23 protein-coding genes and 1 tRNA gene are annotated in these 21,367 nt (G+C 63.2%); 12 read left to right on the plus strand and 12 right to left on the minus strand.

Annotation, left to right across the window (positions count from 1 at the left end; all coding sequences use genetic code 11):
- Positions 1-9: 9 nt before the first annotated feature.
- From ACEN42_RS09620 to ACEN42_RS09630, 3 genes are all read right to left on the minus strand, one after another.
- The gene (locus ACEN42_RS09620; RefSeq protein WP_035503373.1) at positions 10-699 is read right to left on the minus strand and encodes an ABC transporter permease; all 690 of its coding nucleotides are present in this window, start codon (positions 697-699) and stop codon (positions 10-12) included.
- A 283-nt stretch (positions 700-982) separates the two neighbouring features.
- Positions 983-1,381, minus strand: a complete 399-nt coding sequence (locus tag ACEN42_RS09625) for a hypothetical protein (RefSeq protein ID WP_187604989.1) — start codon at positions 1,379-1,381, stop codon at positions 983-985.
- A 49-nt stretch (positions 1,382-1,430) separates the two neighbouring features.
- On the minus strand, positions 1,431-3,017 hold the full coding sequence (locus ACEN42_RS09630) for an EAL domain-containing protein (RefSeq protein ID WP_371879797.1): 1,587 nt from the start codon (positions 3,015-3,017) through the stop codon (positions 1,431-1,433).
- A 274-nt stretch (positions 3,018-3,291) separates the two neighbouring features.
- On the opposite strand from ACEN42_RS09630, the gene ACEN42_RS09635 reads away from it, so the two are divergent.
- The 4 genes from ACEN42_RS09635 (at position 3,292) to rpsU (ending at position 5,191) form a co-directional block, all read left to right on the plus strand.
- Complete coding sequence (locus tag ACEN42_RS09635) at positions 3,292-3,831, plus strand: N-acetyltransferase family protein (RefSeq protein ID WP_371879798.1); 540 nt, start codon at positions 3,292-3,294, stop codon at positions 3,829-3,831.
- Positions 3,832-3,885: 54 nt separating this feature from the next.
- Positions 3,886-4,479, plus strand: coding sequence for a YigZ family protein (locus ACEN42_RS09640; RefSeq protein WP_371879799.1), 594 nt, complete (start codon positions 3,886-3,888; stop codon positions 4,477-4,479).
- Positions 4,480-4,505: 26 nt separating this feature from the next.
- Complete coding sequence (locus ACEN42_RS09645; RefSeq protein ID WP_371881103.1) at positions 4,506-4,814, plus strand: 2Fe-2S iron-sulfur cluster-binding protein; 309 nt, start codon at positions 4,506-4,508, stop codon at positions 4,812-4,814.
- 164 nt (positions 4,815-4,978) lie between these two features.
- The gene (gene rpsU / locus ACEN42_RS09650) at positions 4,979-5,191 is read left to right on the plus strand and encodes a 30S ribosomal protein S21 (protein ID WP_006999077.1); all 213 of its coding nucleotides are present in this window, start codon (positions 4,979-4,981) and stop codon (positions 5,189-5,191) included.
- Positions 5,192-5,508: 317 nt separating this feature from the next.
- Here rpsU and ACEN42_RS09655 read toward each other — a convergent pair.
- The 4 genes from ACEN42_RS09655 to ACEN42_RS09670 form a co-directional block, all read right to left on the minus strand.
- Positions 5,509-5,585, minus strand: a tRNA-Met gene (locus tag ACEN42_RS09655).
- Between the two features lie 39 nt (positions 5,586-5,624).
- Positions 5,625-7,169 carry a peptide MFS transporter gene (locus ACEN42_RS09660; RefSeq protein ID WP_371879800.1) on the minus strand — a complete coding sequence of 515 codons (1,545 nt, stop codon included), beginning with the start codon at positions 7,167-7,169 and terminating at the stop codon, positions 5,625-5,627.
- 514 nt (positions 7,170-7,683) lie between these two features.
- Positions 7,684-8,316, minus strand: coding sequence for a LysE family translocator (locus tag ACEN42_RS09665; RefSeq protein ID WP_371879801.1), 633 nt, complete (start codon positions 8,314-8,316; stop codon positions 7,684-7,686).
- A gap of 66 nt (positions 8,317-8,382) precedes the next feature.
- Positions 8,383-9,459: a porin gene (locus ACEN42_RS09670; protein ID WP_371881104.1), complete on the minus strand. Its 1,077-nt coding sequence runs from the start codon at positions 9,457-9,459 to the stop codon at positions 8,383-8,385.
- A 311-nt stretch (positions 9,460-9,770) separates the two neighbouring features.
- Here ACEN42_RS09670 and ACEN42_RS09675 point away from each other — a divergent pair, with 311 nt between their 5' ends.
- A complete protein-coding gene (locus ACEN42_RS09675) occupies positions 9,771-10,514 on the plus strand; it encodes an SDR family oxidoreductase (RefSeq protein WP_371879802.1) in 744 nt (247 codons plus the stop codon).
- Between the two features lie 58 nt (positions 10,515-10,572).
- On the opposite strand, the gene ACEN42_RS09680 is transcribed toward ACEN42_RS09675, so the two are convergent.
- Entirely contained in the window at positions 10,573-11,250 is a 678-nt protein-coding gene (locus ACEN42_RS09680) for a ribonuclease HI family protein (protein ID WP_371879803.1), read from the minus strand.
- A gap of 110 nt (positions 11,251-11,360) precedes the next feature.
- On the opposite strand from ACEN42_RS09680, the gene ACEN42_RS09685 reads away from it, so the two are divergent.
- The gene (locus tag ACEN42_RS09685) at positions 11,361-11,867 is read left to right on the plus strand and encodes a PRC-barrel domain-containing protein (protein WP_238210340.1); all 507 of its coding nucleotides are present in this window, start codon (positions 11,361-11,363) and stop codon (positions 11,865-11,867) included.
- Between the two features lie 57 nt (positions 11,868-11,924).
- On the opposite strand, the gene ACEN42_RS09690 is transcribed toward ACEN42_RS09685, so the two are convergent.
- A complete protein-coding gene (locus tag ACEN42_RS09690) occupies positions 11,925-12,167 on the minus strand; it encodes a hypothetical protein (RefSeq protein ID WP_035503355.1) in 243 nt (80 codons plus the stop codon).
- On the opposite strand from ACEN42_RS09690, the gene ACEN42_RS09695 reads away from it, so the two are divergent.
- Complete coding sequence (locus tag ACEN42_RS09695; protein WP_371879804.1) at positions 12,166-12,477, plus strand: hypothetical protein; 312 nt, start codon at positions 12,166-12,168, stop codon at positions 12,475-12,477. The genes ACEN42_RS09690 and ACEN42_RS09695 overlap by 2 nt on opposite strands.
- A gap of 63 nt (positions 12,478-12,540) precedes the next feature.
- Here ACEN42_RS09695 and ACEN42_RS09700 read toward each other — a convergent pair whose 3' ends face one another.
- A complete protein-coding gene (locus tag ACEN42_RS09700) occupies positions 12,541-13,245 on the minus strand; it encodes a DUF2968 domain-containing protein (protein WP_371879805.1) in 705 nt (234 codons plus the stop codon).
- 309 nt (positions 13,246-13,554) lie between these two features.
- Positions 13,555-14,172: a hypothetical protein gene (locus ACEN42_RS09705; protein WP_371879806.1), complete on the minus strand. Its 618-nt coding sequence runs from the start codon at positions 14,170-14,172 to the stop codon at positions 13,555-13,557.
- 192 nt (positions 14,173-14,364) lie between these two features.
- On the opposite strand from ACEN42_RS09705, the gene ACEN42_RS09710 reads away from it, so the two are divergent.
- From ACEN42_RS09710 to ACEN42_RS09725, 4 genes are all read left to right on the plus strand, one after another.
- Positions 14,365-14,640 (plus strand): hypothetical protein, encoded by a 276-nt coding sequence (locus ACEN42_RS09710; protein ID WP_371879807.1) that lies wholly within the window; start codon positions 14,365-14,367, stop codon positions 14,638-14,640.
- Between the two features lie 174 nt (positions 14,641-14,814).
- Positions 14,815-16,215 (plus strand): glycerophosphodiester phosphodiesterase family protein, encoded by a 1,401-nt coding sequence (locus ACEN42_RS09715; RefSeq protein ID WP_371879808.1) that lies wholly within the window; start codon positions 14,815-14,817, stop codon positions 16,213-16,215.
- 41 nt (positions 16,216-16,256) lie between these two features.
- Positions 16,257-17,747 carry an esterase-like activity of phytase family protein gene (locus tag ACEN42_RS09720; protein ID WP_371879809.1) on the plus strand — a complete coding sequence of 497 codons (1,491 nt, stop codon included), beginning with the start codon at positions 16,257-16,259 and terminating at the stop codon, positions 17,745-17,747.
- A 153-nt stretch (positions 17,748-17,900) separates the two neighbouring features.
- Positions 17,901-18,416, plus strand: coding sequence for a hypothetical protein (locus ACEN42_RS09725; protein WP_371879810.1), 516 nt, complete (start codon positions 17,901-17,903; stop codon positions 18,414-18,416).
- 11 nt (positions 18,417-18,427) lie between these two features.
- Here ACEN42_RS09725 and ACEN42_RS09730 read toward each other — a convergent pair whose 3' ends face one another.
- Complete coding sequence (locus ACEN42_RS09730) at positions 18,428-20,014, minus strand: inorganic phosphate transporter (protein ID WP_238288011.1); 1,587 nt, start codon at positions 20,012-20,014, stop codon at positions 18,428-18,430.
- 296 nt (positions 20,015-20,310) lie between these two features.
- On the opposite strand from ACEN42_RS09730, the gene ACEN42_RS09735 reads away from it, so the two are divergent.
- A complete protein-coding gene (locus ACEN42_RS09735) occupies positions 20,311-21,249 on the plus strand; it encodes a CHAD domain-containing protein (protein WP_371879811.1) in 939 nt (312 codons plus the stop codon).
- Positions 21,250-21,367: the final 118 nt, after the last annotated feature.

Below are 21,367 nucleotides of genomic sequence, written 5' to 3' on the forward strand. Positions count from 1 at the left end.
TGGCGTAGGTCAGAGTTCGGCGTGCCGCACGCCGATCGAATAGCGGCGCTCAAGCGCCATCAGCACGAGATTCGACGCGCTCGTGATCGCGAGATAGATCAGCGCCGCGATCAGGATGAAGAAGAACATGTTGAACGTGCTCTTGCCCGCGTCCTGCGCGGCCTTCACGACGTCGGCGAGACCGATGATCGACACGAGCGCCGTCGCCTTCACGAGCACCTGCCAGTTGTTGCCGATGCCCGGCAGCGCGAAGCGCATCATCTGCGGAAAGAGGATGCGGCCGAACACGCGCATGCCGCTCATGCCGTATGCGCTGCCCGCTTCCAGTTGGCCGCGCGGCACCGCGAGAAAGGCGCCGCGAAAGGTTTCGGTGAAGTACGCGCCGTAGATGAAACCGAGCGTGAGCACGCCGGCCGTGAACGGATCGATGTCGAACTGATCCCAGCCGAAGGCATCGGTCAGATTGTTCACCGCGATCTGGATGCTGTAGAAAAGCAGCAGCATCAGCACGAGATCGGGCACCGAGCGGATGAGCGTCGTGTATGCGGTCGCGATGCCGCGCAACGGCGCGTGACGCGAGAGTTTCGCCGATGCGCCGGCCAGGCCGAGCAGCACCGATACCGCGAGAGACAGCACCGCGAGCGCGAGCGTTTCTTTAGCGCCCGCCCAAAGGACCGGGCCGAAGCCGTACAGGTTCAAGTGTCGCCTCCAACGTCTTTCGTGTTGATCGGAAAGAGACGGAGCGCGCTTCGAAAGACACGCTCCGGCGATGGCGGCGATACTCGCAAGCGAAGATCAATCGCTCAATGATGAGGAAGTGTGTTTGCTGCGACGCAGCATCAGGACGGCGTGAGCGGCGGCGCGCTCATGCGCCCGCCGCGCAACGCTGCCCGCGCGCGACAGACAGGAAAACCCGCATACGCGCGGCGGACGAAACTTGCGTTTTTCAGGTCGCATTTTCGATAGCCCGCGCGCCGGCGTTTCACGCGCGCGCGACGCTCCGCACGTGCTGCGCGACCTGCCCGTTCGCCACGGCGATCTCCGGGCTGTCCTGCAGCAAGGGCAGGAACTGCTCCGCGAAAACGGGATCGCGCGTCCCGGCGCTGAACATGTCGGCGACCGCCTTCGCGTGCGCGATGCGCGCGTCGGCGGTGGCCTCGTCGTCGTCGAGCACGTCGTCGATGGCCGCGATCAGCGTCGACAGCGGCGCGAGCCAGCGATACGCCGAACCGTTGATCACGATCTGCAGGAATTCGCCCGGCGACACCGGCCCGAACTCGGCTTCGTGGCGCGCGCGCAGATGCGCGAGCACGCTGCGATGAAGCGCGAGCAGCGGATGCCGCACGTCGCGCAGGAAAGCGGTGGCTGTCTGGTCGTTCATGGTCGTGCCTCGTCTGGAAACGACTAATGTGAGGACGATTCGGTATCGATCAAGCGCCGCGCGTCCTGCCCGCGTAACGGATGAATTCCGCGGCGGAAAGCGGCGCGGAAAAGAGCCAGCCCTGCCCGAACTGCGCGCCGCGCGCGTACAGATACGCGGCCTGCTCCTCGTGCTCGATGCCTTCGGCGATTACCTGAACGTCGAGCGTCGTGGCCATGTCGATGATATGCGACGCGACGCTGCTCGACGCCGCATCCTGTCCGACGGTATCGACGAAGGACTTGTCGATCTTCAGGCCGTCGATGCGAAAGTTCTGCAGATGCGAAAGGCTCGAATAACCGGTGCCGAAATCGTCGAGATAGACGGCGTGGCCCGCGTCCCGGAACGCGCTGATGACTTCCTTGGCGGCTTCGGCGTCGAGAAAGCTGCGCTCGGTCGCCTCGATGCGGATTTGCGACGGCCGCACGCCCTGTTGCGCGATCGCCGGGCCGAGCACGTCGAGAAAACGATGCGTCGTGAGATCCTGCGCGGAAAGATTCACCGAGACGTAGTACTCCGGGTAGCGCTTAAGAAAATCGCCGAGTTCAAGCAGGATCGTGTCGAGCACCTGATCGGTGATCGCCTGGATCAGCCCGCGATGTTCCGCGAGCGGGATGAAATGATCGGGCCGCACGATGCGATCGTGATACTTCCAGCGCACGAGCGCTTCGGCGCCGACGCAGCGTCGCGTGCCGAGATCGACGATCGGCTGATACGCGACGATGAACTGATGCCGCCGCACCGCGTCGGTCAACTGGCCGCGCGGAGACAGCCGGCGCACGATGAAGAACGCCGCCCAGCTCGCGCACGCGAGCCCCACTACGACGCCGCCGAGCAGCCAGCCCCAGGGCAGCGTGCGCAGGCGCTGATGCAGCGTCTGATGCGGCGCGCTCACGACGACGGCGAGCGGCATCGACACCGAACGGCGCACGACATACGGCGAGCAGTCGCGCGCGGGCGGCGCGGTGCGATAGACGGCGAGGATGGCGTTGGCGTCGGTGGCGGGCGTGGTCGCGATCACGCGGCTCACTTCCGTGTTGATGACGGCGACGCCGCTCGCGACTTCGTCGTTGGCATCGAGCGTGTCGACGTAAAGCGAAGGATCGGCGGCGACGTAGAAGCCGTTTCGGCCCATCACGAGCGAAGACTTGCCGCCCGGCAGACGCGACAGGCCGTACCACGCCATGATTCCGTCGCGCGAGCGCCAGTCGGGGGGCGGCAGCGTGAGGCCATCGAGCACGCCCGCCGACACCGCGCCGAGCAACGATGAGCATTGCCAGCGGCCATCGTGATCGTAGGCGCCCGCGTCGCGCACCTGTTCGTGCGTGAGCGCGATGCGCCGCAGCTCCTTCAGATACGGCGGCGAGCATGGCGTCGCCGCCACCTTGCCGATCTCCCCGAGCGCGCCCGATAGACGTCGCGTCACGTCTTCGGCACGATGGAGCGCGGCTCGCGCGACCGTGTTGAGGCGCTCGGCCTCGTCATGCCGCTGGCTGCGCTGCGCGAACAGAAAACCGATCCCCGCCGGCGCAAGCGCCGCGATTACCACGATGACGATCAGAAGCGCCGCCAGCGCACCACGTTGAATTTTGTTCATTGCGTGTTATGGACCGCGGCGCGAGGCACGTCGCGCGCGCGTTTTTCGTTCCCTGCTCGACTACGTCGGCTCGTGTTGCGCCGCTCTTGCGAGAGTCTCGGACAAACGACCTAGTGTAGGGGCCGCGCATCACCCGATTCAACGTTTCTTTGCCCGAAAACTCGCCCCTTTAGTGGGCTTCCGCACGGCCCGCGAGCCCTTTTTTTGCGGACCGTGCGCCGTGCGAAAATGGCCAGACCAGAAACGGCGATTTTCCTTGCATCGAACGACAACTATGAACTCACACGATTGCCCGCGTCCGCTCGTGCGCGACGCCGCGCCCGGGGACTTCGACGCCATCGCGCGCATCTATTCGCACTACGTCGAACACGCGCTCGCGACTTTCGAGGAGATCGCCCCGTCCGTCGACGACATGCGCGCGCGTCACGCGGCGATCGCGGCGGCGGGCTTGCCCTATCTCGTCGCCGAACTCGATGGCCGGCTGGCGGGCTATGCATATGCGTCGGCTTTCCGGCCGCGCTCGGCTTACCGCCATACGATCGAAGATTCGGTCTATGTCGCCGAGGGTTTCGGCCGCAGCGGCATCGGCTTCGCGCTGCTCACGGCGCTCATCGAGCGATGCGAACGCGGACCGTGGCGGCAGATGATCGCGGTGATCGGCAACAGCGGCAACGCCGGATCGATCGCGCTGCACGCGCGGCTCGGCTTCGAGCATGTCGGCGTGCTGCGCGATGTCGGCTTCAAGCACGGACGATGGGTCGATACGGTGCTGATGCAGCGCGCGCTGAACACGGCCTCGGACGCCGCCGCATAAGCGGGCGCGCCGAGCGGCTATGATTCGACATTTGCCTTTCCGCGCATTCTCGCTTTGCCAACGTACACCCTCGCCTCTCCCGTCAGCGCCGAAATCGACATCCGCAAGAGCCGCTTCATCGCGCTCGCGCTGCCCGTCGTGAACCGCGATGAAGCCATGCGCGAGCTCGAACGGCTGCGCGCCGAGCATCCGGCTGCGACGCACGTCTGCTGGGCGCTGCTCGCGGGCGGTCAGTCGGGCATGTCGGACGACGGCGAGCCCTCCGGCACCGCCGGCCGGCCGATTCTCGAAGTGCTGCGCCATCACGAAGTCGATGGCGTGCTGGCCGCCGTCGTGCGCTACTACGGCGGCATCAAGCTGGGCGCGGGCGGGCTCGTGCGCGCCTATACCGACGCGATCGCCAGCGCGATGCAACTGGCCGAGCGCATCGAGCGCATCGAGCGCGGGTTGATCGGCATCGAAATCGACTACGCCGACGAAGCGCGCGTGCGCCGCTGGATCGAGCAGCACGACGCCGAACTCGTGCAAAGCGAATACGGGATGAGCGTGCGCCTGGTGGTGCGCATGCCTGCCGTGGCGCGCGAGCCCGCCGCCGCCGAACTGCGCGATCTCACCCATGGCCGCGCGGCTGTCGAGGTGAAAGCGTGAGCGACGACGCGCCGCGCGCCTTCGCGATGGTCATCGAGCCGGCCGGGCACTTCGTCGCGATTAGCGACGGCGTCACGCTCCTCGAAGCAGCGTTGCAGGCGGGGCTGTCGCTGCCGCGATCGTGTCGCAACGGCACCTGCCGCGCGTGCATGTGCCGGCTCGTCGATGGCGAGATCGCGTATCGCATCGAGTGGCCGGGACTCACCGCCGAGGAAAAGACCGAGGGATGGATTTTGCCCTGCGTCGCGCTCGCTCGATCGGACGTGACCATCGACCAGCCCGACGCACGCGAGGCCGCGCCCGATTCGCGGCCTGTCCGTTCGCGCGGCTTCTGAACCCGGGTATTTCGGGATTGTCGTCTCGATTCAACGACCTACGATGTGATTCCCGAGTCCGCGTGTACGGGATTTCGTACAAAGTGCGTGCAGGCCGACTCTCAAAAAGTGTACAATTGCGTTTTGCCCTAAATTCTGGCAGGGCCAGATCAACCGAGATTTCAATGACTAAAGTACTGTTGAAAGAGAACGAGCCTTTCGACGTCGCCATGCGTCGTTTTCGCCGTACCGTCGAACGCACGGGCCTGATTCAAGAGCTCAAGTCGCGCATGGCCTATGAAAAGCCGACCACCGAGCGCAAGCGCAAGAAAGCTGCTGCTGTCGCTCGTCTGCGCAAGCAGATCCGTCGCGCGCAACTGCCGAAGAAATTCTATTGAGCGACGCAGGGCATCGCGCCCTCGTCCGTCCTGAGAGGACCGGCATCGCAGCCTGAGATCGATCGGGTCGCGGTTTCGCGCGCAGGTCGCGTGAAAGCTCGCGGATTTGCGCACTTTGAGTTGCGCCCCAATCGATACGAGTTGGCAAGATCGCACAAAGCCTGCATGAGTGAAAGCTCATGCAGGCTTTTCGTGCTTGGTGAGGCGTTTTTCTGACTGAGAGATTGGGCTCGCCCTGTCGATATAAAGAAGAAGCGAAGAAAGCGCGCGCAGAAAAGCAAAGAGCCCGGATTAACCGGGCTCTTTGCTTGAAGATTTGGTTGCGGGGGTAGGATTTGAACCTACGACCTTCGGGTTATGAGCCCGACGAGCTGCCAGACTGCTCCACCCCGCGTCTGAAGAATTAGATTATAGACCGAAGTATTCGTCGAAGTCAAACGTTGTTTGTACTCAACCTCGTCGCCGGCTGTGTGCGCTCCTTCGCGCCGACATTTACAGCCTGGTCCACCGCGCGCTGATGCGCTCGCGACAGTTTGCCGAGCACGGGCAGAAGCGCCATCGCAATCGCCGCACCGGCCGCCGCCAGCCAGCCGAGCCCGAAAAACAGATGCGTGTAAAGCGGCAGCGATTGCAGCGGCTCGAGATTCCCGGACGGCATGCGCGCGAAGTTGGCCACGACGCTGCCGAGATACTGCGACACGCCCGTCGCGACGAAATATGCGCCCATCATGAAGCCGCTCATGCGGACCGGAACGTAACGCGCGATCATCGCGAGGCCGAGACCCGACACGAGTAGTTCGCCGAGCGAATAAAGGCCGTAGCCCGCCACCATGAACCACGAAGACACACGCCCTTCCACCGCGTACCGTCCGCTCAGACCGAAGACGAAGAAGCCGATCGCCACGACGACGAAGCCCAGCGCGTACTTCGCCGCCACGGGAATATCGCGGCCGCGGCGTGCCTGTCGCGTGTAGACGAACGCGAGGATCGGGCTCAGCAGCATGATCCAGATCGGGTTGAGCGCCTGGAACTGCGCCGCGCTCCACGTGAACAGCGCCGCGCCGCCGATCGAGAACGACGGATCGACGTTGCGCAGCGCGAACAGCGTGAGCGACGTCGACATCTGCTGATAGAACACGAAGAACAGGATGACCTGGAGCGTCAGGATCAGCGCGGCGAGTAGGCCGGCGCGCTCGCTGCGGTCGCATTTCGTGAGCATGTAGCCGAAAATCGCGAGAATCGCGACGCCCGCCGCATAAACGCACGCGACGGCCACCGCCTTGTGCTGCAGGATGAACACGGTCGAGGCGGCAAGCGCGATGCCGCCCGCCGCCACCGTAAATGCGTGCTTCCAGCAAATGGGCGCATCGTCCGGAGCGGAGCCGATGTGCGCAAGCGTGCGGCGCATCAACGCGAAATTGAGCAAGCCAAGCACCATGCCGCCGCAGCACACGGCGAACGCGGCGTGCCAGCCCCAGTGATCCTTGATCCAAGGCGTCGCCAGCATCGAGATGGTCGAGCCGATATTCACCGCCATGTAGTAGATCGTGAACGCGCTGTCGATGCGCGCGTCGTCGCCCTCGTAGATGCGGCGCACGAGATTCGCCGCATTCGATTTGAAAAGCCCGTTGCCGACGACGATCACACCGAGCGACGCGTACATGAATCCGAGCGTGTCGACAGGCAGCGCGAGCATCAGATAGCCGAGCGCGAGCACGATCGCGCCGGCGGTCATGGTGCGGCGCGTGCCGAGCACCTTGTCGCCGATCCAGCCGCCGATCGACGGCGCCGAAAACACGAGCGCCGTGAATGCGCCCCAGGTCAGGTTGGCGTGGTCATCGGCGAAACCGATTTTGTCGACCATGAACAGGACGAGCAGCGCGGCCATCCCGTAATAGCCAAAGCGTTCCCACATTTCGATGAGAAAGACGGTCGTGAACGAGCGCGTCTGCGAGGTGCCGGACGAGTGATTAAGCATCGGAGAAGATCCTTCAGACAACGATAAGCGAATCGGCGCGATTCAAGATGCCGGACGCAAGCAATGACGAAACGAGCGATTAGCGCGGATTACGCGCGTGCGATTATCCGTGGGCGAAGCACGTGATTATCGCAAATTGCAGCGAAAATCCTGCTTGCGGTCAACAGATGCGGCGGAAAGCGTTATCGGAGAAGGAGCGGGAGACAGACGCGCGACGCGGCATCGCCGGGCGTGCAGAGCTTTGAACTTTCATTGAACTTCCATTTTCCTGACCGAAATCTCGCGTATGGCGAGAATGCGATCGTTGAGGATTCGAACGCGCAGAAGGATCGCTTCCGTGCGTGTCAGTTGAATTAAGCGAATCGCAAGCTTATTGCGATTCGCGATTGCCGCATTTTGTTGTTATTTGTATTTCGGGTCACTCGGGGATAGCCCTAAAGACTTAATGCGCCGTCATTCCCCATGACTCAATGTAGTAATCCTCGCGATTAACGCAATGTCGATATTCCCCGGTTCAGGTCGCAGGCCGGCGGACAAAAGCCAGCATGACGCCGAACCCGATCATGAGCGCCCCGCTCACGCGATTGAACCAGGTGAAGCCGCGCGCGCCGCGCGAGAGCGAACGCAGGTGCGCGCCCAATGCGGCATAAATGACGATCGCCACCAGTTCGAGCAGCAGGAAAGTCGCCCCGAGAATCGCGAAGCTGGTCGCGTACGCGCCACGGTCGACGAATTGCGGAAAGAATGCCGTGAACACGAGTATCGCCTTCGGATTTCCGGCGGCGACCCAGAATTCCTGTTTGGTGAGCCGTGCGAGGCTCACGGGGCCGCGCGCCACGCCCTCCTCCTCGATGACGAGCGACGGGCCCGAGCGAATCAGTTTCACGCCGATCCAGACGAGATAAGCCGCGCCGGCCAGCTTGATCGCAGTGAACAGCGTCTGCGACGCCAGCAGCAGCGCGCCGAGCCCCAGTCCCGCGATGGCGATCATGATCGCGAACGCGACGATCCGTCCCGACGACGCCAGCACCGACGCGCGCACGCCATCGCGCGCGCCGTTCGACAGCGACAGAACGTTGTTCGGCCCGAAAGCCATGTTGATGGCGAAGCACGCGGGCAGAAAAATCGAGAAGGTCTGGAGCGACATGTGACACCTGCTGGCCAGCGGAAAGTAGACCGCTAAGTTAGCACGCGCGCGACGGCCTCAACAGTCTCAGAAACGATGACGGATGCCCGTGCCCAGCATCAGTTGATTGCGGCCGCTCGACGGATCGTTGGTGTTGATCACCGCCGGCGCGCCCGCCGACGCGCGCTGATAGATCGATTCGAGATACACGTCCGTGCGCTTGGACAGCAGATAGTCGACCTGCAGCGCGCCCTCGTGCCAGTGCGCGCCGCCGCCGTTCGTGTACACGTACATCCCCGACAACTGGATGGCCGGCGTCAGCTTGTAGATGCCGTTGATCTCGTAGTTGTTGAGCGCGAGCGACGGCAGGAGGTTGCCGCTATCGGCGTCGGTGACGCCGGAGTTGATCGCGCGGGAAAACGCGCCGCCGAGGGTGAATTCGCCGAGCTCGTAGCTCACGCCGACGCCGAACGTGTTCTGCTGCTGCACGTTCGCGTTGAAGACCGTATTGCCCGAGCCGGGAAGCGCGAGCGAGTCGTAGGCGCCGCCCGTCGTGTTGCCGCGCCCGTTGTTATGCAGGTAGGCCGCGCCGGCATTGAACGAGCCGGCCGCATAGTTCGCCCCGACGCTGTACGCGCGGTTGTCCGCAAACGCGCCCGCTTCGTTGGAGAACGCGTAGAGGCCGCCGAAACTGAAGCCGCCGTAGTTCGCGCTGGTGTACTTGACGGAGTTCGAGGCAAGGAACGAGTTGTTGGCGTTGTCGTTGTCCAGCACGTGCGCGAACGCGGTGCCGCCCGTGTTGCCGGTGAGCGTGAAGGTCTGAAAATAATCGTGAATCGAATCGTACTGGCGGCCGAAAGTAACCGTCCCGAGCGTATCCGAGCCGATGCCGACATACACCGGATGATCGTTGAGCCCTTCGCCCGTCGCGACCGACAAGCCGCGCTCGAGTCGAAAGATCGCGCGCGCGCCGCCGCCCAGATCCTCCGAGCCCTGCAAACCCCAGTAGCTGCCATCGACGGTGCCGCTCGTCAGCCGATATTGCGAATGGCCGCCCACGTTGCTGGTGTAGGCAAGGCCGGTGTCGAGCTCGCCGTAGAGCTGTACCGAACTCTGCGCCCAGGCTGCCGCCGGCAAGCCGATGAGCGTCGCGCATACCGCCATCGAAAACGTCAGCGAACACGTGTCGGGCGCGACGGCATGGCCGGCCCCGGAAATCGACGGCACAGCTCGGGACGCTTTGGCGCGGTTCGGCATGGAAGGCTCCGGCGGTTCTTGTTTGAAGAAGATTGTCAATTTTGTGAAGCCGTTTGTCAGTCAGAAAAAGGCCGCCGCTCGCTGCTGTGTCCTGGAACCAACGAACGACCGTTTTCCGCACGTTTTCATGTTGCGCGATCGTCAAGACTGGGCGTAGCCGACACGCGGCCACGCTTGGCCGTAGAATCGGGACGACTTCAGCCAACCCGATCACGCTCATGTCCCATCAGACTCGCGCCGTCCTCACTGGCCACACCCGCGGACTCGGCGCCGCGCTCGCGGAGCTTCTGCTCGCGCAAGGCGTCGACGTGCTCGCGATCTCCCGAAAGCGCAACGACGAACTCGCCGCGCGCTATCCCGGCCGCTTGCACGAAATCGAACTGGATCTCGCCGATCTGACGAAGCTCACCGAATGGCTGTCGGGCGAAGCCTTGTCGGGTTTCGTTTCCGGTACGGCGCGCGTGCTGCTCGTGAACAATGCCGGGATGCTGGCGCCGGTCGGCAGTCTCGCGGTTCAGGAACCGGCTGCCGTCGCGCGGGCGGTCAGCGTGAACGTCGCCGCCCCGCTGATGCTCGCGGCGGCGGTGGTCCAGGCGACCGCGCCGGCGACGGATACGCGCATCGCCCATATTTCCAGCGGCGCCGCACGCAACGCCTATCCCGGCTGGAGCATCTACTGCGCGACCAAGGCGGCGCTCGATCATCACGCGCGCGCGGTCGCGCTCGACGGCGATCGCGCGCTGCGCATCTGCAGCGTCGCGCCGGGCGTCGTAGATACCGAGATGCAGGCCGAAATCCGCGGTACGGAACTCGAACGCTTTCCGTTGCGTGAACGCTTCGACGCGCTCAAACGCGATGGCCAACTCGCAACGCCCGAACAGTCGGCGCAAAAGGTCGTCGATTATCTGTTGAGCGATGCATTCGGCGACACGCCGACGGCGGACGTCCGCGATTTGAAGTGACTGCAGGGATTATTGAAGCCAGCGGCTTATGAATGCCTTATGGCTCGCGCGCGCCGCGTCAGGCCGCTTCGACCGTCGCGCGCGCAGAATCGAACGCCCCACGCGACAGGGCGTCCGCGCGGACATTGCGCGCACGCGGGATCCATTGCAGCCGTACATCACCGATCCGCGCAATGAGCGCACGGACGCGCGCGGCATGATGCGCGAGTGAGCGGATGCCTGCGCCATCCAGCGCGCCGGCGTCATCGATCACGACGCGGCTGTCGCCATAAATCACCGCATCCGTGGCGCCTGCGCGCTCCGCCGCCTCGAGCACGGCGATGAGCGCGAGATATTCCGCCGCACTGCTGTCGCCCATGCCCGCGGTGACGCTGATCTCGACGGTTTCTCCCAGCGGCCCGATCAGCACGCCGCCGATCCCGAGCCGGCCCGGATTCGGCAGCGCGGAGCCGTCGAACCAGCCGCGCCATCCGTGGGTGTCGATCTCGGTATTGCGCCTCGTGCGATTCGCGCGTTCGGCGCGCCGGCTTTCGCGCGAACGCAGCACGTCGGCGTGTCGGGTTTGCGCGGCGCGGCGCGCATCGACCAGATCGCGCAAGGATTGCCCTGCCGCCGCTTTTTCCAGAGTCCTGACGAGCGCCACATGTTCGGAAATCGCCGCGCCTTTGGCAAGCCGGCGGCTCAGCACACGCTCCCTCTTGTACGCAACGGCAAGCAGTTCCTCGAAAGCAATCATGGGTGTCGACGGGATTGAACGAATCCCGAGCTTAGCAGACGTCCGTGACGCGTCATGGTATGACCGTTGCTGATTGAAACGCATCCCCACAACCAGTCAGGGAGCGGATCATGATTGAATCGACGGAGCCGTCTTCGGCAGGCGCGAAGATCGTTGGCAAGGGCGCGGCGACGGCCGCGGGCCCAGGACCCGATGTCATGGCGGCGAGCACGCTCGACGGTAATTCGGTGATGAGCAGCGACGGCCATGACGTCGGCTCGCTGAAGGAAATCATGCTCGACGTGACGAGCGGACGCGTCGCGTATGCAGTGCTGTCGAGCGGCGGCTTTCTCGGCATCGGCGATAAGCTGCTGGCCGTGCCGTGGAGCGCGCTCACGCTCGATACCGACAACCGCTGCTTCAGACTCGACGCGACCGCCGAACAGGTGCGCAACTCGCCGGGCTTCGACAAGGATTCGTGGCCGTCAATGGCGGACCGCGTCTGGGCGAGCACCGTGCATCAGCATTACGGACGCGAGCCCTACTGGTCGAGTGATCGCGCGAGCGACGTCAGCCCGAGCGGCGCGATCCCGCCAGGCGGCGTGGATGCGCCCGAAGCGGGCGGCGTGAAGCTATAAACAAAAGGGAATTGCCGCCGAACGGCGGCCGGGATGCGGCGAAGCGCGTGCGAGCGATCAGTCGCGACGACGCTCGCCGACTTGAACGTCGGTGTTTTCCGTTTCGCCCATCAGCGCGCGAAGGACGTCGCCCGCGAAATCCTCGATGGCGAAGTGCCATTCGAGCGAGCCGACCGGGAAGTCGTTCGGACTGCACTTGCCCTGCGCACGTCGGATCGCTCCGACCGAAAGGCTCAGCGCGCGTGCGTGCTGAAAGTGCGGGTCGTCCGAGTCGAGGAACGGGAATTGATCTTTATCCATGACACCCTTAACGGTCCCGGCCGACAAAACTTTAGGCCTGCTTCGAACACGCAATCGTTTGCGCATTTTCGAGCTTGAACGCACCATGCAACCCTACCGAAATCTTGCCGGCAACTCCGGGGTCGAAGCCTTCGACATCCTGCGCGATGGCATCAAGGTGCGCTTTGTCAGCGGCGGGACATACTTGTATGACTATCGCGTGCCCGGTCGCGCGCGGGTCGAGGAAATGAAGCAGCTCGCCCGCGCCGGACGCGGGCTCAGCACATATATTGCGAAGATCGGTGCGGAGTATGCCGAAAAAATCGACTAGCTGCCCGAAGGGGCGATTCTACGCGAGATCGAAAAGTTTTCTTCGGACGAATCGACGTGGACTTCATCGGACGGACGGCAAGTGCGGCACGCTCTCGTTCACTGTCGATTCGAGCTGATGAAGTTGGCGGCGCAGTTTGCTCAGTTGCGCCTGCGAGGCGGCGCGACGCCCTTCCAGTTGCGCCAGTGCCTTGCGTACTTCCTGCTGTTTCAGCGCAACCTCCTGATCCTGATCACTGCCTCGACCGAGGTCGACACGCACGCGCTCGATCTGCGCCTCCGATTCCGCGATGAGACGCGAAAACTGTTCGTTCTGCGCCTCGAGATGCGCGCGCCGCATTTCGGCGTCGGCGAGGCGCATCGCCTGTTCGACGTAATGTCGGAATGCCGGCTCGGCTGCACTGATGTCGCCGGCCTTGAGCACGCGCCAGATCGCGCCCTCGTGATACAGGACGGCGTAGTAGACAAGATCGCGCGGATAGAACAGCAGACTTGCGGAATAGCCGAAGCTCTGAAAGGTGCGAAACGTCGAGAGCACGCCTTGCTGGACGAGCCAATCGACCTCTGTGAGTTGCGCGGCTTGCAGCCCTTGCTTGGAGGGTTGCTGCACCGGAACCGCAGCGGGCCGCAGCGGCGTTACCCGTGTCGAAGAAGCCGTTACCGGGACTTCGTCGGCTTCCGGTTCATCTTGCGCGTGAATTTCAGGCTCGACGAAACGGACCGGATTGTGCGCTTTTTGGCGCAGAAACGTTGGTGCATTGTCGAGCAAGCTCCCTCTTCTGCTCAGCAGGCTTTTCACGATGGCTCCCTGGCTGATCCTTGTTCAGTATCAGCGATCATGCAGTGACGTTGCGGAAAACAGGATCGCAACTTACGTTATTCTAATTTCCTGAATGCAGAACGCGATTATTCTGCATGACGAACGACGTCGATTGGTTCTTGGTCAAATAAGCTGTCGAATCAAGTATAGGCTAGACGTTCGACGTTTCAACCGACCCGAAAGATCGCCGTTGCGGTAAGCGGATTCAAAAAAATAACGCGACGAAATCAGAACGCGCTGATTGAAATTATCGAAACATCAGGAGTGACGATAAGACGCTTGTGTCCCGCTGATTCTCATCTTCGCGATCTGGGCGGAGCGCGCTTTCGACATCAGCGCAACCATGCGCATGATTCTAATGCCCTGTACGCCGCAGGCGTATCCCGGCGTATTGGCGACGCGCGATTCGAGCATGCGCATCACGCCATGCAGATTTTCGATCGGCGCAGGCACGTCGACGCTGATATTAGCCACGTGAGGCATCTCCGCCGGCGGGCGCGGAGCATCCTGTTCCTGTTGGTCATCGGCGAAGAAGTCGGACAGAACTGCAGGCGTTTCGACTCGCTGCGTCTCATTGGCGCGATTCTGAAAAAATTCGTGAATTGATTCGAGTTGCTGCACAGGCGCTTGCTCGACGCGGCGCGCAATCGTTGCACAGCGTTGCAGTTTCCAGTTTTCGCGCTGGCTGGCCAGCGCGATCAAATCCGCGATGCTCGCGCGCATCTCCGCTTCCCGGCGCGCAATTAGTGCTTGCAGCATGTGCGCTTCTTCGCCAGACTCTTCGAGCGAACGATCGCGCCATACCAATAAATCGTTCAGTGAGATCGACATGAAATACTCCGTGGCGTTCAGCCCTTTTGAGTCGGATTCAGGCAATTCGAGATTGTTTGGATCGCGAATTGTAATAGTCGCGCTCTTGATCGCCTACCGAATATGCTATCCGTTTATCGACCGTTTATCGTCGCTTCAGACATAAATAAGGACAGTCCTAATTCGCATCAATGCGGCACGATCGATGCTGACAACCCTGTAAGCGGCGCGACTTGCGCCGGTTTCAAGGAGACGAACATGAAGACCCCCATCATAATTGCCGGAGCGCTCCTCGCGCTCTCCAGCACGGTCGCACTTTCGCAGGAAATGTCGCGCGATCAGTTGATGCAACGCCAGCAGCAAATGCAGCCAGGCAAGAACGAGCCGATGCCCGCTCCGCGAACAGGCGATGCCTCTCAGGGCGGCGTACAGTCCGGCACGTCCGGCAGCGGCACGCTCATGCAGCAGCGCGAGCAAGGCATGTCGCCGAATCAGTCGCAAGGTTCTCAATCTACCGGAACGATCAAGCAGTAACTCACACGGCTTCGTCCACGACGCCGGCCGCGCGCCGGCGTTTTTTTCGTAACCCGCAATCGCCACAGTCAGCCGATAGTTCGTACAGTTAAAGGGGCGCTTCCTTAGTCATACAAACGTCACTCGCCGCTCGTAATAATGCGCGGGGACAATTCGAAGCAGACAGGAAGCGAAATGAAGCTTGCACGAACGCATCGTAGGCATTCCATCGCGGCGCGCGCCGCGCTCGCTTTTTCATTCGCGCTCGCGGCCTGTCACGGCGACGGCGCTTCAACCCCTCCGCCTGCAGCCGCAACACCCACCGCGTTCTCAACGCTCGACGGTCAGATGCCGCTCGTCATCGGCCATCGTGGATTGCCGGGCCTGCGCCCCGAAGAAACGCAGCCGTCCTACGAACTCGCCGCCGATAGCGGCGCCGACGCGCTCGAAGAAGACCTGCATCTTTCGAAGGATTGCGTGCTCGTCGCGCGGCACAATCCGTGGCTCTCCGATAACACCAATATCGCCGATGTGGCGAAGACGAACCCGTCGGTGGCGGCGAGAAAGCGCACCGTGCCCGGCGTGCTCGTCGACGTGAAGTGGCAGTCCACGCCCGACACGGGACCATCGCGGTATCTCACGGACCTGACAAACCCGGCCGATCCGAGGTCGGTGCTGAAATCGCTGGTCGTCGATGGCGAGGATCACACGGGCGACTGGTCGATTACCGACTTCACCGCCGCCGAACTCGGCACGCTCCTCGGCGGCACGACCTACGACGCCGCGAACGAGCGCCCCACCGAGTTCAACGGCAAGTTTCCGATACTCACGTTCCAGCAGATCGTCGATATTGCGAAGGCGAAGAGCGCGTCGACCGGGCGCGCGATCGCCGTGTATCCCGAGACGAAGAACCCGACCTGGAACAACGCCCAGGCGATCGCGAATGGCTGCGGCGCGCCGGGCAGTCATCCGCTGGAAGACGCGCTCATCAGGATTCTGAACGACAACGGCCTCAACACCCGGAACGCGCCCGTGTTCGTGCAGAGCTTCGAGCCGGGCAGTCTTCAATACATGCGCACGCACGGCTTGAATACGAAGGTCGTGCAACTGATCGACGGCTACGACATCGATTTCCGCACCGGCGCGGTGATCTACAACGAAATCACCGACAGCCGGCCGTTCGACTGGACCGTCGCCGGCGACCCGCGCTGGTTCGACGCGATGCTCACGCCTTCGGGACTCGCGCAGATCAAGACCTACGCGGATGGCATCGGCCCGTGGAAACCGCAGATCGTGCCGCTCAGGATCACGCCCTTCCCCGCCACCAATCCCGACGGCACGCCGTTCACCGGCTCGACCCCGCAAGCGGCGACGCAAACCCCGACCAGCGTCATCAGCGATGCGCACAAGGCCGGGCTTTTCGTGCACGTCTTCACGTTCCGCAACGAGAAGAAGTATCTCGCGGCCAGCTATAACGGCGATCCGGCGGGCGAATATCTGCAGTTCTTCAGGCTCGGCGTCGACGGCGTGTTCACCGACTTCGCCAACACCGGCTTCGCGTCCCGCACGGCTTATCTGCGCGAACTCGGCCGCTAGGCTCGCTCACGCTTCGCTTCATCCATCGAAAGGAGAGCTTCATGGTTCGCGCTCGTGCATGTGCCTTGTCGTTTGCGTTGTCCGCGTTGACTGTCGCGTGTTCGTCCGCGTGGGCGGGCGTCGATCTCATCGCGATCGGCCAGTTGAGCGGCAACGCCGCCGATCGCTCGAAAGCGACGGCTGCCCCGCTCGAAAACGGCGCGCCGGGCAATCTGCTCGGCGGACTCGGCTCGGGCCTCGCGTATGCCGGCTGCGACACGTTCGTCGCCGTGCCCGACCGCGGCCCCAACGCGATCTCTTATAACAAGGCCATCGACGACACCGCGTCGTACATCAATCGCTTCCAGACGCTGATCCTGCGCCTCGAAGCCGGCGCGCAAGGCGGCAAGCTGCCTTACACGCTCGATCCGAAGCTCGTCGATACGACGCTGCTCCACGCGCGCGAACCGCTCGTCTATGGCGACGGCGCTGCCGCAAACGTCGGCAACGGCGCGCCCGCGCTGAACGCGTCGGATCACACGCACTATTTCACGGGCCGCTCGGACAACTTCACGCCGACGAAGCCCTCCACCTATCCGCGCGACGCGCGCTTCGATCCGGAAAGCATCCGCGTGGCGCGCGACGGCGCGAGCGTCTTCATTTCCGACGAGTACGGCCCCTACATCTATCGATTCGACCGGCGCACGGGCGAGCGCATCGCGGCCTATCGCGTGCCGGCGTCGTTCGCGGTGACGACACTCTCGCCGATCGGCAACGACGAGATCAGCGAGAACACGTCGGGCCGCGTCGCGAACAAGGGCATGGAAGGCCTCGCGATCTCTCCTGACGGCGACACGCTCTTCGGCGTGATGCAAAGCCCGCTGCTGCAGGACGGCGGCACCAACGGCGCCTACACGCGCATCCTGCGCATCGATCTGCGCACGGGCAAGACGACGCAATACGCGTATCCGCTCACCAACATGGGCACGGCGGATGCGCCCAACTATCCGACGATCAGCGACATCGTCGCGGTGAACGATCACGAGCTTCTGCTCGACGAACGCGACGGCAAGGGACTCGGCGACGACTCGACCGCGAAGATCAAGCGCGTGTATCGCGTCGATATTGCCGGCGCGCAAGACGTGAGTCAGACGAGCGGCGAAAGCGGGCTTGCGCCCTACGCGCTCGCGAAGACGCTCTTTCTCGACGTCGTCGGCGTGTTGAACGCGTACGGCATCGCATCGACGGAGATTCCCGCGAAGCTCGAAAGCCTCGCGTTCGGGCCGGACGTGCGCGTCGGCGGCGTGCTCAAGCACACGCTTTTCATCGCCAACGACAACGACTTCGTCGGCACCGTGAAGGACTCGAATCATCCGAACGGCATCGACAATCCGAATCAGTTCTTCGTGTTCGCGATCGACGCCGCCGATCTGCCGGACTATGTCGCGCAACGTCTGCCCAGCGCACAGGGCCGCGACGACAAGGCTTGCCGATCAGATCGGCATGACCATGATCGCGACGATCACGATCACGCGCATGGTCACGGCAAGTAGGCTTGTCCACAGTTTCAGTGGACAAACGTGTAGATAACTCGCGCGCCGCGCGCCTGTCACGTCGATGCGACGGGCGTTAGGGAAACGCGCGCACGGCCCGCACGAGCATAAACCGTATATACTGTTTTCTCCACACACGCGAGGAGAGAACGGATGAGCACACCGCAAGTCAAGGCGCCGACCAAGAAGGCGTTCCATTTCCCGAAGGGCGCCGCCGACAAGGCCGAGGCCCCCGCGAAGGCCGACGACAAGGTGGCCAAGAAGACGCAAGCCAAGGCGGCCGCGACGCCGAAGACCCGGGCGAAGGCGGCGGCTCCGGCCACGACGAAGAAGACCGCGAAGAAACCAGCCGCGAAGACGCCTTCGGTCGAAGCCGCCGCTGTTGCGAAGAAGACCGCGAAGACCGTCGAGAGCCGGCCCAGAGCAGACGCGAAAACCAGGCGCGTGAAGAAGGAAAAGGTCGTGCGCGACAGCTTCACGATGCCCAAGTCGGACTACGCGAAGATCGCCGCGCTCAAGGAAAAGTGCCAGAAGAACGGCGTGCGCGTGAAGAAGAGCGAACTGCTGCGCGCCGCGCTCGCGATGCTCGACGCCGCGCCCGAGAAGCGTCTCGTCGAAGCGATCAAGGCGCTCGAAACGGTCAAGACCGGCCGTCCCGCGAACGCCTGAACGTCCGGGCCTCAGAAGAGATTTCGGAAGACCCAGTAGAGAGCGGCTGCCAGCGCGATCGAGGCCGGCAAGGTCAATATCCATGCGAGCACGAGGCTGCGCACGGTATTCCATTGCAGCCCCGAGCCGTTGGCGGCCATCGTCCCCGCGACGCCCGAGGACAACACATGCGTCGTCGAGACCGGCAGGCCATAGGCATCGGCGGCGCCGATAGTCAGCATCGCGACCAGTTCGGCCGAAGCGCCCTGCCCGTACGTCAGATGCTGCTTGCCGATCTTCTCGCCCACGGTCACGACGATGCGCTTCCAGCCGACCATCGTGCCGAGACCGAGCGCGATCGCTACCGCGACCTTCACCCACGTCGGAATGAACTTCGTCGCGTGATCGAGCTGCTTCCTGTAGTTGTCGATCACGCTGCGATCTTCGGGCGCGAACGCGGGCGTGTTCGCCTTCTCCATCAGCCGGATCGCTTCGGAAACGAGGTACATGTTGTTGCGCACGTTATCGACCATATCCTTCGGCACCGCTGCGAGCGATCCCGACGCGCCGACCTGGTTCGCGACGATATCGGTCAGTTGCTTCACCGCGGGCAAGGTCGCGGGTGAAAGCTGGCGGGTTCGGACATAGGACTGCGTGTCCTCGCGCGCATCGGAGGAAGGCGGCGCGTTATTCAGATACTTCGCGAAGGTCGCGGATGCCTCGTGCGCCACGGCGACGAAGCTCTGCGTCTCCGAAGGACTCACCGCCTTGTTGAGCGCGTAAGCCGTGGGCACCGTGCCGATCAGAATCAGCATGATGAGGCCCATGCCTTTTTGCCCGTCGTTCGAGCCGTGCGCGAACGACACGCCCGTGCACGTCAGAATCAGCAACGCGCGAATCCAGAATGGCGGCGGATGGTTCTTCTTCGGTTCCTTGTAGAGCGCCGGCACGCGCACGAGCGCCTTCAGGGCGAGCAGCAGCAACGCGGAGCAGACGAAGCCGACGATCGGCGAAAACAGCAACGACTTGCCGACACCGGCGGCCTGTGACCAGTCGACACCGCTCGTGCCGTTCGGCCCGCGCATCAGTTGATTCATCAGTCCCACGCCGATGATCGAGCCGATCAGCGTATGCGAGCTCGACGACGGCAGGCCGAAATACCACGTCGCGAGATTCCAGATGATGGCGGCGATGAGCAGCGCGAAGACCATCGCGAAGCCTGCGCTGCTGCCGACCTGGAGAATCAGTTCGACGGGCAGCAGTTGCAGGATGCCGAACGCGACCGCGCCGCTCGAAACGAGCACGCCGATGAAATTCCACGTACCCGACCAGACCACCGCGATATTCGGTGTCAGCGAGTGCGTATAGATGACGGTTGCGACGGCGTTGGCGGTGTCGTGAAAGCCGTTGACGAACTCGAATCCGAGCGCGATCAGAAGCGCGACGCCAAGCAGAAAGTAAGGTAGTGCGGAACTCATCCGGACGGACTCGAGATCGGTCGCCAGATGCAATCCGACATAACCGACGCCGCCGATGAGAATGAAGAGGAAAACGAGGAGACTGGTGCGGCGCGCGCGTTCGCTAACGCCGCCTTGCTGGGGAAATGCAACATCCGGCATGATCGCCTCGCGCGTTTACCGTAGCGGTGCAAAGCATACGTTCGGCCGACCTTGCCGACTGTGAATCTTTTGTGTCAACACCTCGCGTAAAACTTTCGCCATGCGCAGCCGAGATCCGTGCCGTGGCCGCGAGAACGATTTCATCGGGAAAAGTCCGCGCTGTCATACGAGTGACATTCTGCATGTCTATGTTTCCGGCCAGCACGCCCACCGAATGATGGCGAAAACTGCTGGCGCACGAACGAAACCGAAATATAAAAGAAGCGTCGTGCGATATAAGTGCATACCGAGAGACGATGACACTGAACTTCGACCCAGCGCTTGTTCGCAAGAGCCTGAGCGGTTCGCTCAGCCCTTACTCCGGCGAGTCACGCGCGCGCGTGTCCGATCCGTACGCCCTTCGCGATCAGCCCGTCGCCGATGCTTTCATCATGCTGACCGCCCCGCTCGCAAGCGAAGCATTCCAGCAGACGGAACTGATGGCCGAGCGTACCGACATCGAATTGCTGGAACGGCTGCGTTCGACGCTGAGCCGGCTGCGCGCAATATGGTGGGCGTTCGAACCGCTGCTCGACGAGAAGGAAGCGCGCGTAGTGCGCAAGCGCTTCAAACGTCTCGCAGACATCGCGGGCGAGCCGCATGAACTCGATGCGGCGTGCGATCTGCTCTCACATGCCAACGAGGATTGCACGCGCCTCGGGCCAGTCGTGCGCACACTGCGGCTGGAGCGTCGCGACGCATCGGCGACGAGTTGCGTGACGCTGCGCAAGGCGCACGTCGATGTATTGCTGCGTCGCGCGCTCGCGGATGCGCGGCGGCGTCTCGAGGCGCGCGGCGAGGATCGCACGCTGGAAGAGTTTGCACGCCAGCGCGTCTCGCTCGCCGATGACATGCTCAGCAAGCGGGAACATCGGGCGTCGAAGATGAAGCGTGTGGATGCGAAGACCTTGCGCAGCATCGAGGAAGCGGCGACGAAACTACAATGCCTGCTCGAAATGTTCGCTCCGGTGTTGGAGCGCGGGCATCGGCACACGATGACGCAACTTCTCGCGGCACAGTCCGCGCTCGTGCGACTCCACGACGTGCTCGCGAGCGAGGCGGTCCTGCGACGTGTCGCGCGGGCGCTGAACGACAAGGACGCCATCGACGAAGCGGCGCGCTGGCTCGACAAGACGGCCCGCGACGAATCGCGCGCGGCGCTCAAGCGTCTGCGCTCGCTGCCTCATTCCGTCTGACGCGCGCGCAAGCCGGTCCCTCCTTTCGTCCATCTGCGCTCCCTCCTTCGGTTGGCAGCCGTCATCCGGGTGTTGCGATTGCGGCCGCACCGGCATCCTGAACGCATGGCTGTCGCTC

This window comes from Caballeronia sp. S22 (genome assembly GCF_964261745.1).
Taxonomy (GTDB): Bacteria; Pseudomonadota; Gammaproteobacteria; order Burkholderiales; family Burkholderiaceae; genus Caballeronia; species Caballeronia jiangsuensis.

Excerpts from the sequence above, each read along its gene's own strand:
- ACEN42_RS09625 (WP_187604989.1), bottom strand. The coding sequence starts at position 1,381 with ATGAACGACCAGACAGCCACCGCTTTCCTGCGCGACGTGCGGCATCCG.
- ACEN42_RS09630 (WP_371879797.1), bottom strand. The coding sequence starts at position 3,017 with ATGAACAAAATTCAACGTGGTGCGCTGGCGGCGCTTCTGATCGTCATC.
- ACEN42_RS09635 (WP_371879798.1), top strand. The coding sequence starts at position 3,292 with ATGAACTCACACGATTGCCCGCGTCCGCTCGTGCGCGACGCCGCGCCC.
- ACEN42_RS09645 (WP_371881103.1), top strand. The coding sequence starts at position 4,506 with ATGGTCATCGAGCCGGCCGGGCACTTCGTCGCGATTAGCGACGGCGTC.
- rpsU (WP_006999077.1), top strand. The coding sequence starts at position 4,979 with ATGACTAAAGTACTGTTGAAAGAGAACGAGCCTTTCGACGTCGCCATG.
- ACEN42_RS09660 (WP_371879800.1), bottom strand. The coding sequence starts at position 7,169 with ATGCTTAATCACTCGTCCGGCACCTCGCAGACGCGCTCGTTCACGACC.
- ACEN42_RS09665 (WP_371879801.1), bottom strand. The coding sequence starts at position 8,316 with ATGTCGCTCCAGACCTTCTCGATTTTTCTGCCCGCGTGCTTCGCCATC.
- ACEN42_RS09670 (WP_371881104.1), bottom strand. The coding sequence starts at position 9,459 with ATGGCGGTATGCGCGACGCTCATCGGCTTGCCGGCGGCAGCCTGGGCG.
- ACEN42_RS09675 (WP_371879802.1), top strand. The coding sequence starts at position 9,771 with ATGTCCCATCAGACTCGCGCCGTCCTCACTGGCCACACCCGCGGACTC.
- ACEN42_RS09680 (WP_371879803.1), bottom strand. The coding sequence starts at position 11,250 with ATGATTGCTTTCGAGGAACTGCTTGCCGTTGCGTACAAGAGGGAGCGT.
- ACEN42_RS09685 (WP_238210340.1), top strand. The coding sequence starts at position 11,361 with ATGATTGAATCGACGGAGCCGTCTTCGGCAGGCGCGAAGATCGTTGGC.
- ACEN42_RS09695 (WP_371879804.1), top strand. The coding sequence starts at position 12,166 with ATGACACCCTTAACGGTCCCGGCCGACAAAACTTTAGGCCTGCTTCGA.
- ACEN42_RS09690 (WP_035503355.1), bottom strand. The coding sequence starts at position 12,167 with ATGGATAAAGATCAATTCCCGTTCCTCGACTCGGACGACCCGCACTTT.
- ACEN42_RS09710 (WP_371879807.1), top strand. The coding sequence starts at position 14,365 with ATGAAGACCCCCATCATAATTGCCGGAGCGCTCCTCGCGCTCTCCAGC.
- ACEN42_RS09715 (WP_371879808.1), top strand. The coding sequence starts at position 14,815 with ATGAAGCTTGCACGAACGCATCGTAGGCATTCCATCGCGGCGCGCGCC.
- ACEN42_RS09720 (WP_371879809.1), top strand. The coding sequence starts at position 16,257 with ATGGTTCGCGCTCGTGCATGTGCCTTGTCGTTTGCGTTGTCCGCGTTG.
- ACEN42_RS09725 (WP_371879810.1), top strand. The coding sequence starts at position 17,901 with ATGAGCACACCGCAAGTCAAGGCGCCGACCAAGAAGGCGTTCCATTTC.
- ACEN42_RS09730 (WP_238288011.1), bottom strand. The coding sequence starts at position 20,014 with ATGCCGGATGTTGCATTTCCCCAGCAAGGCGGCGTTAGCGAACGCGCG.
- ACEN42_RS09735 (WP_371879811.1), top strand. The coding sequence starts at position 20,311 with ATGACACTGAACTTCGACCCAGCGCTTGTTCGCAAGAGCCTGAGCGGT.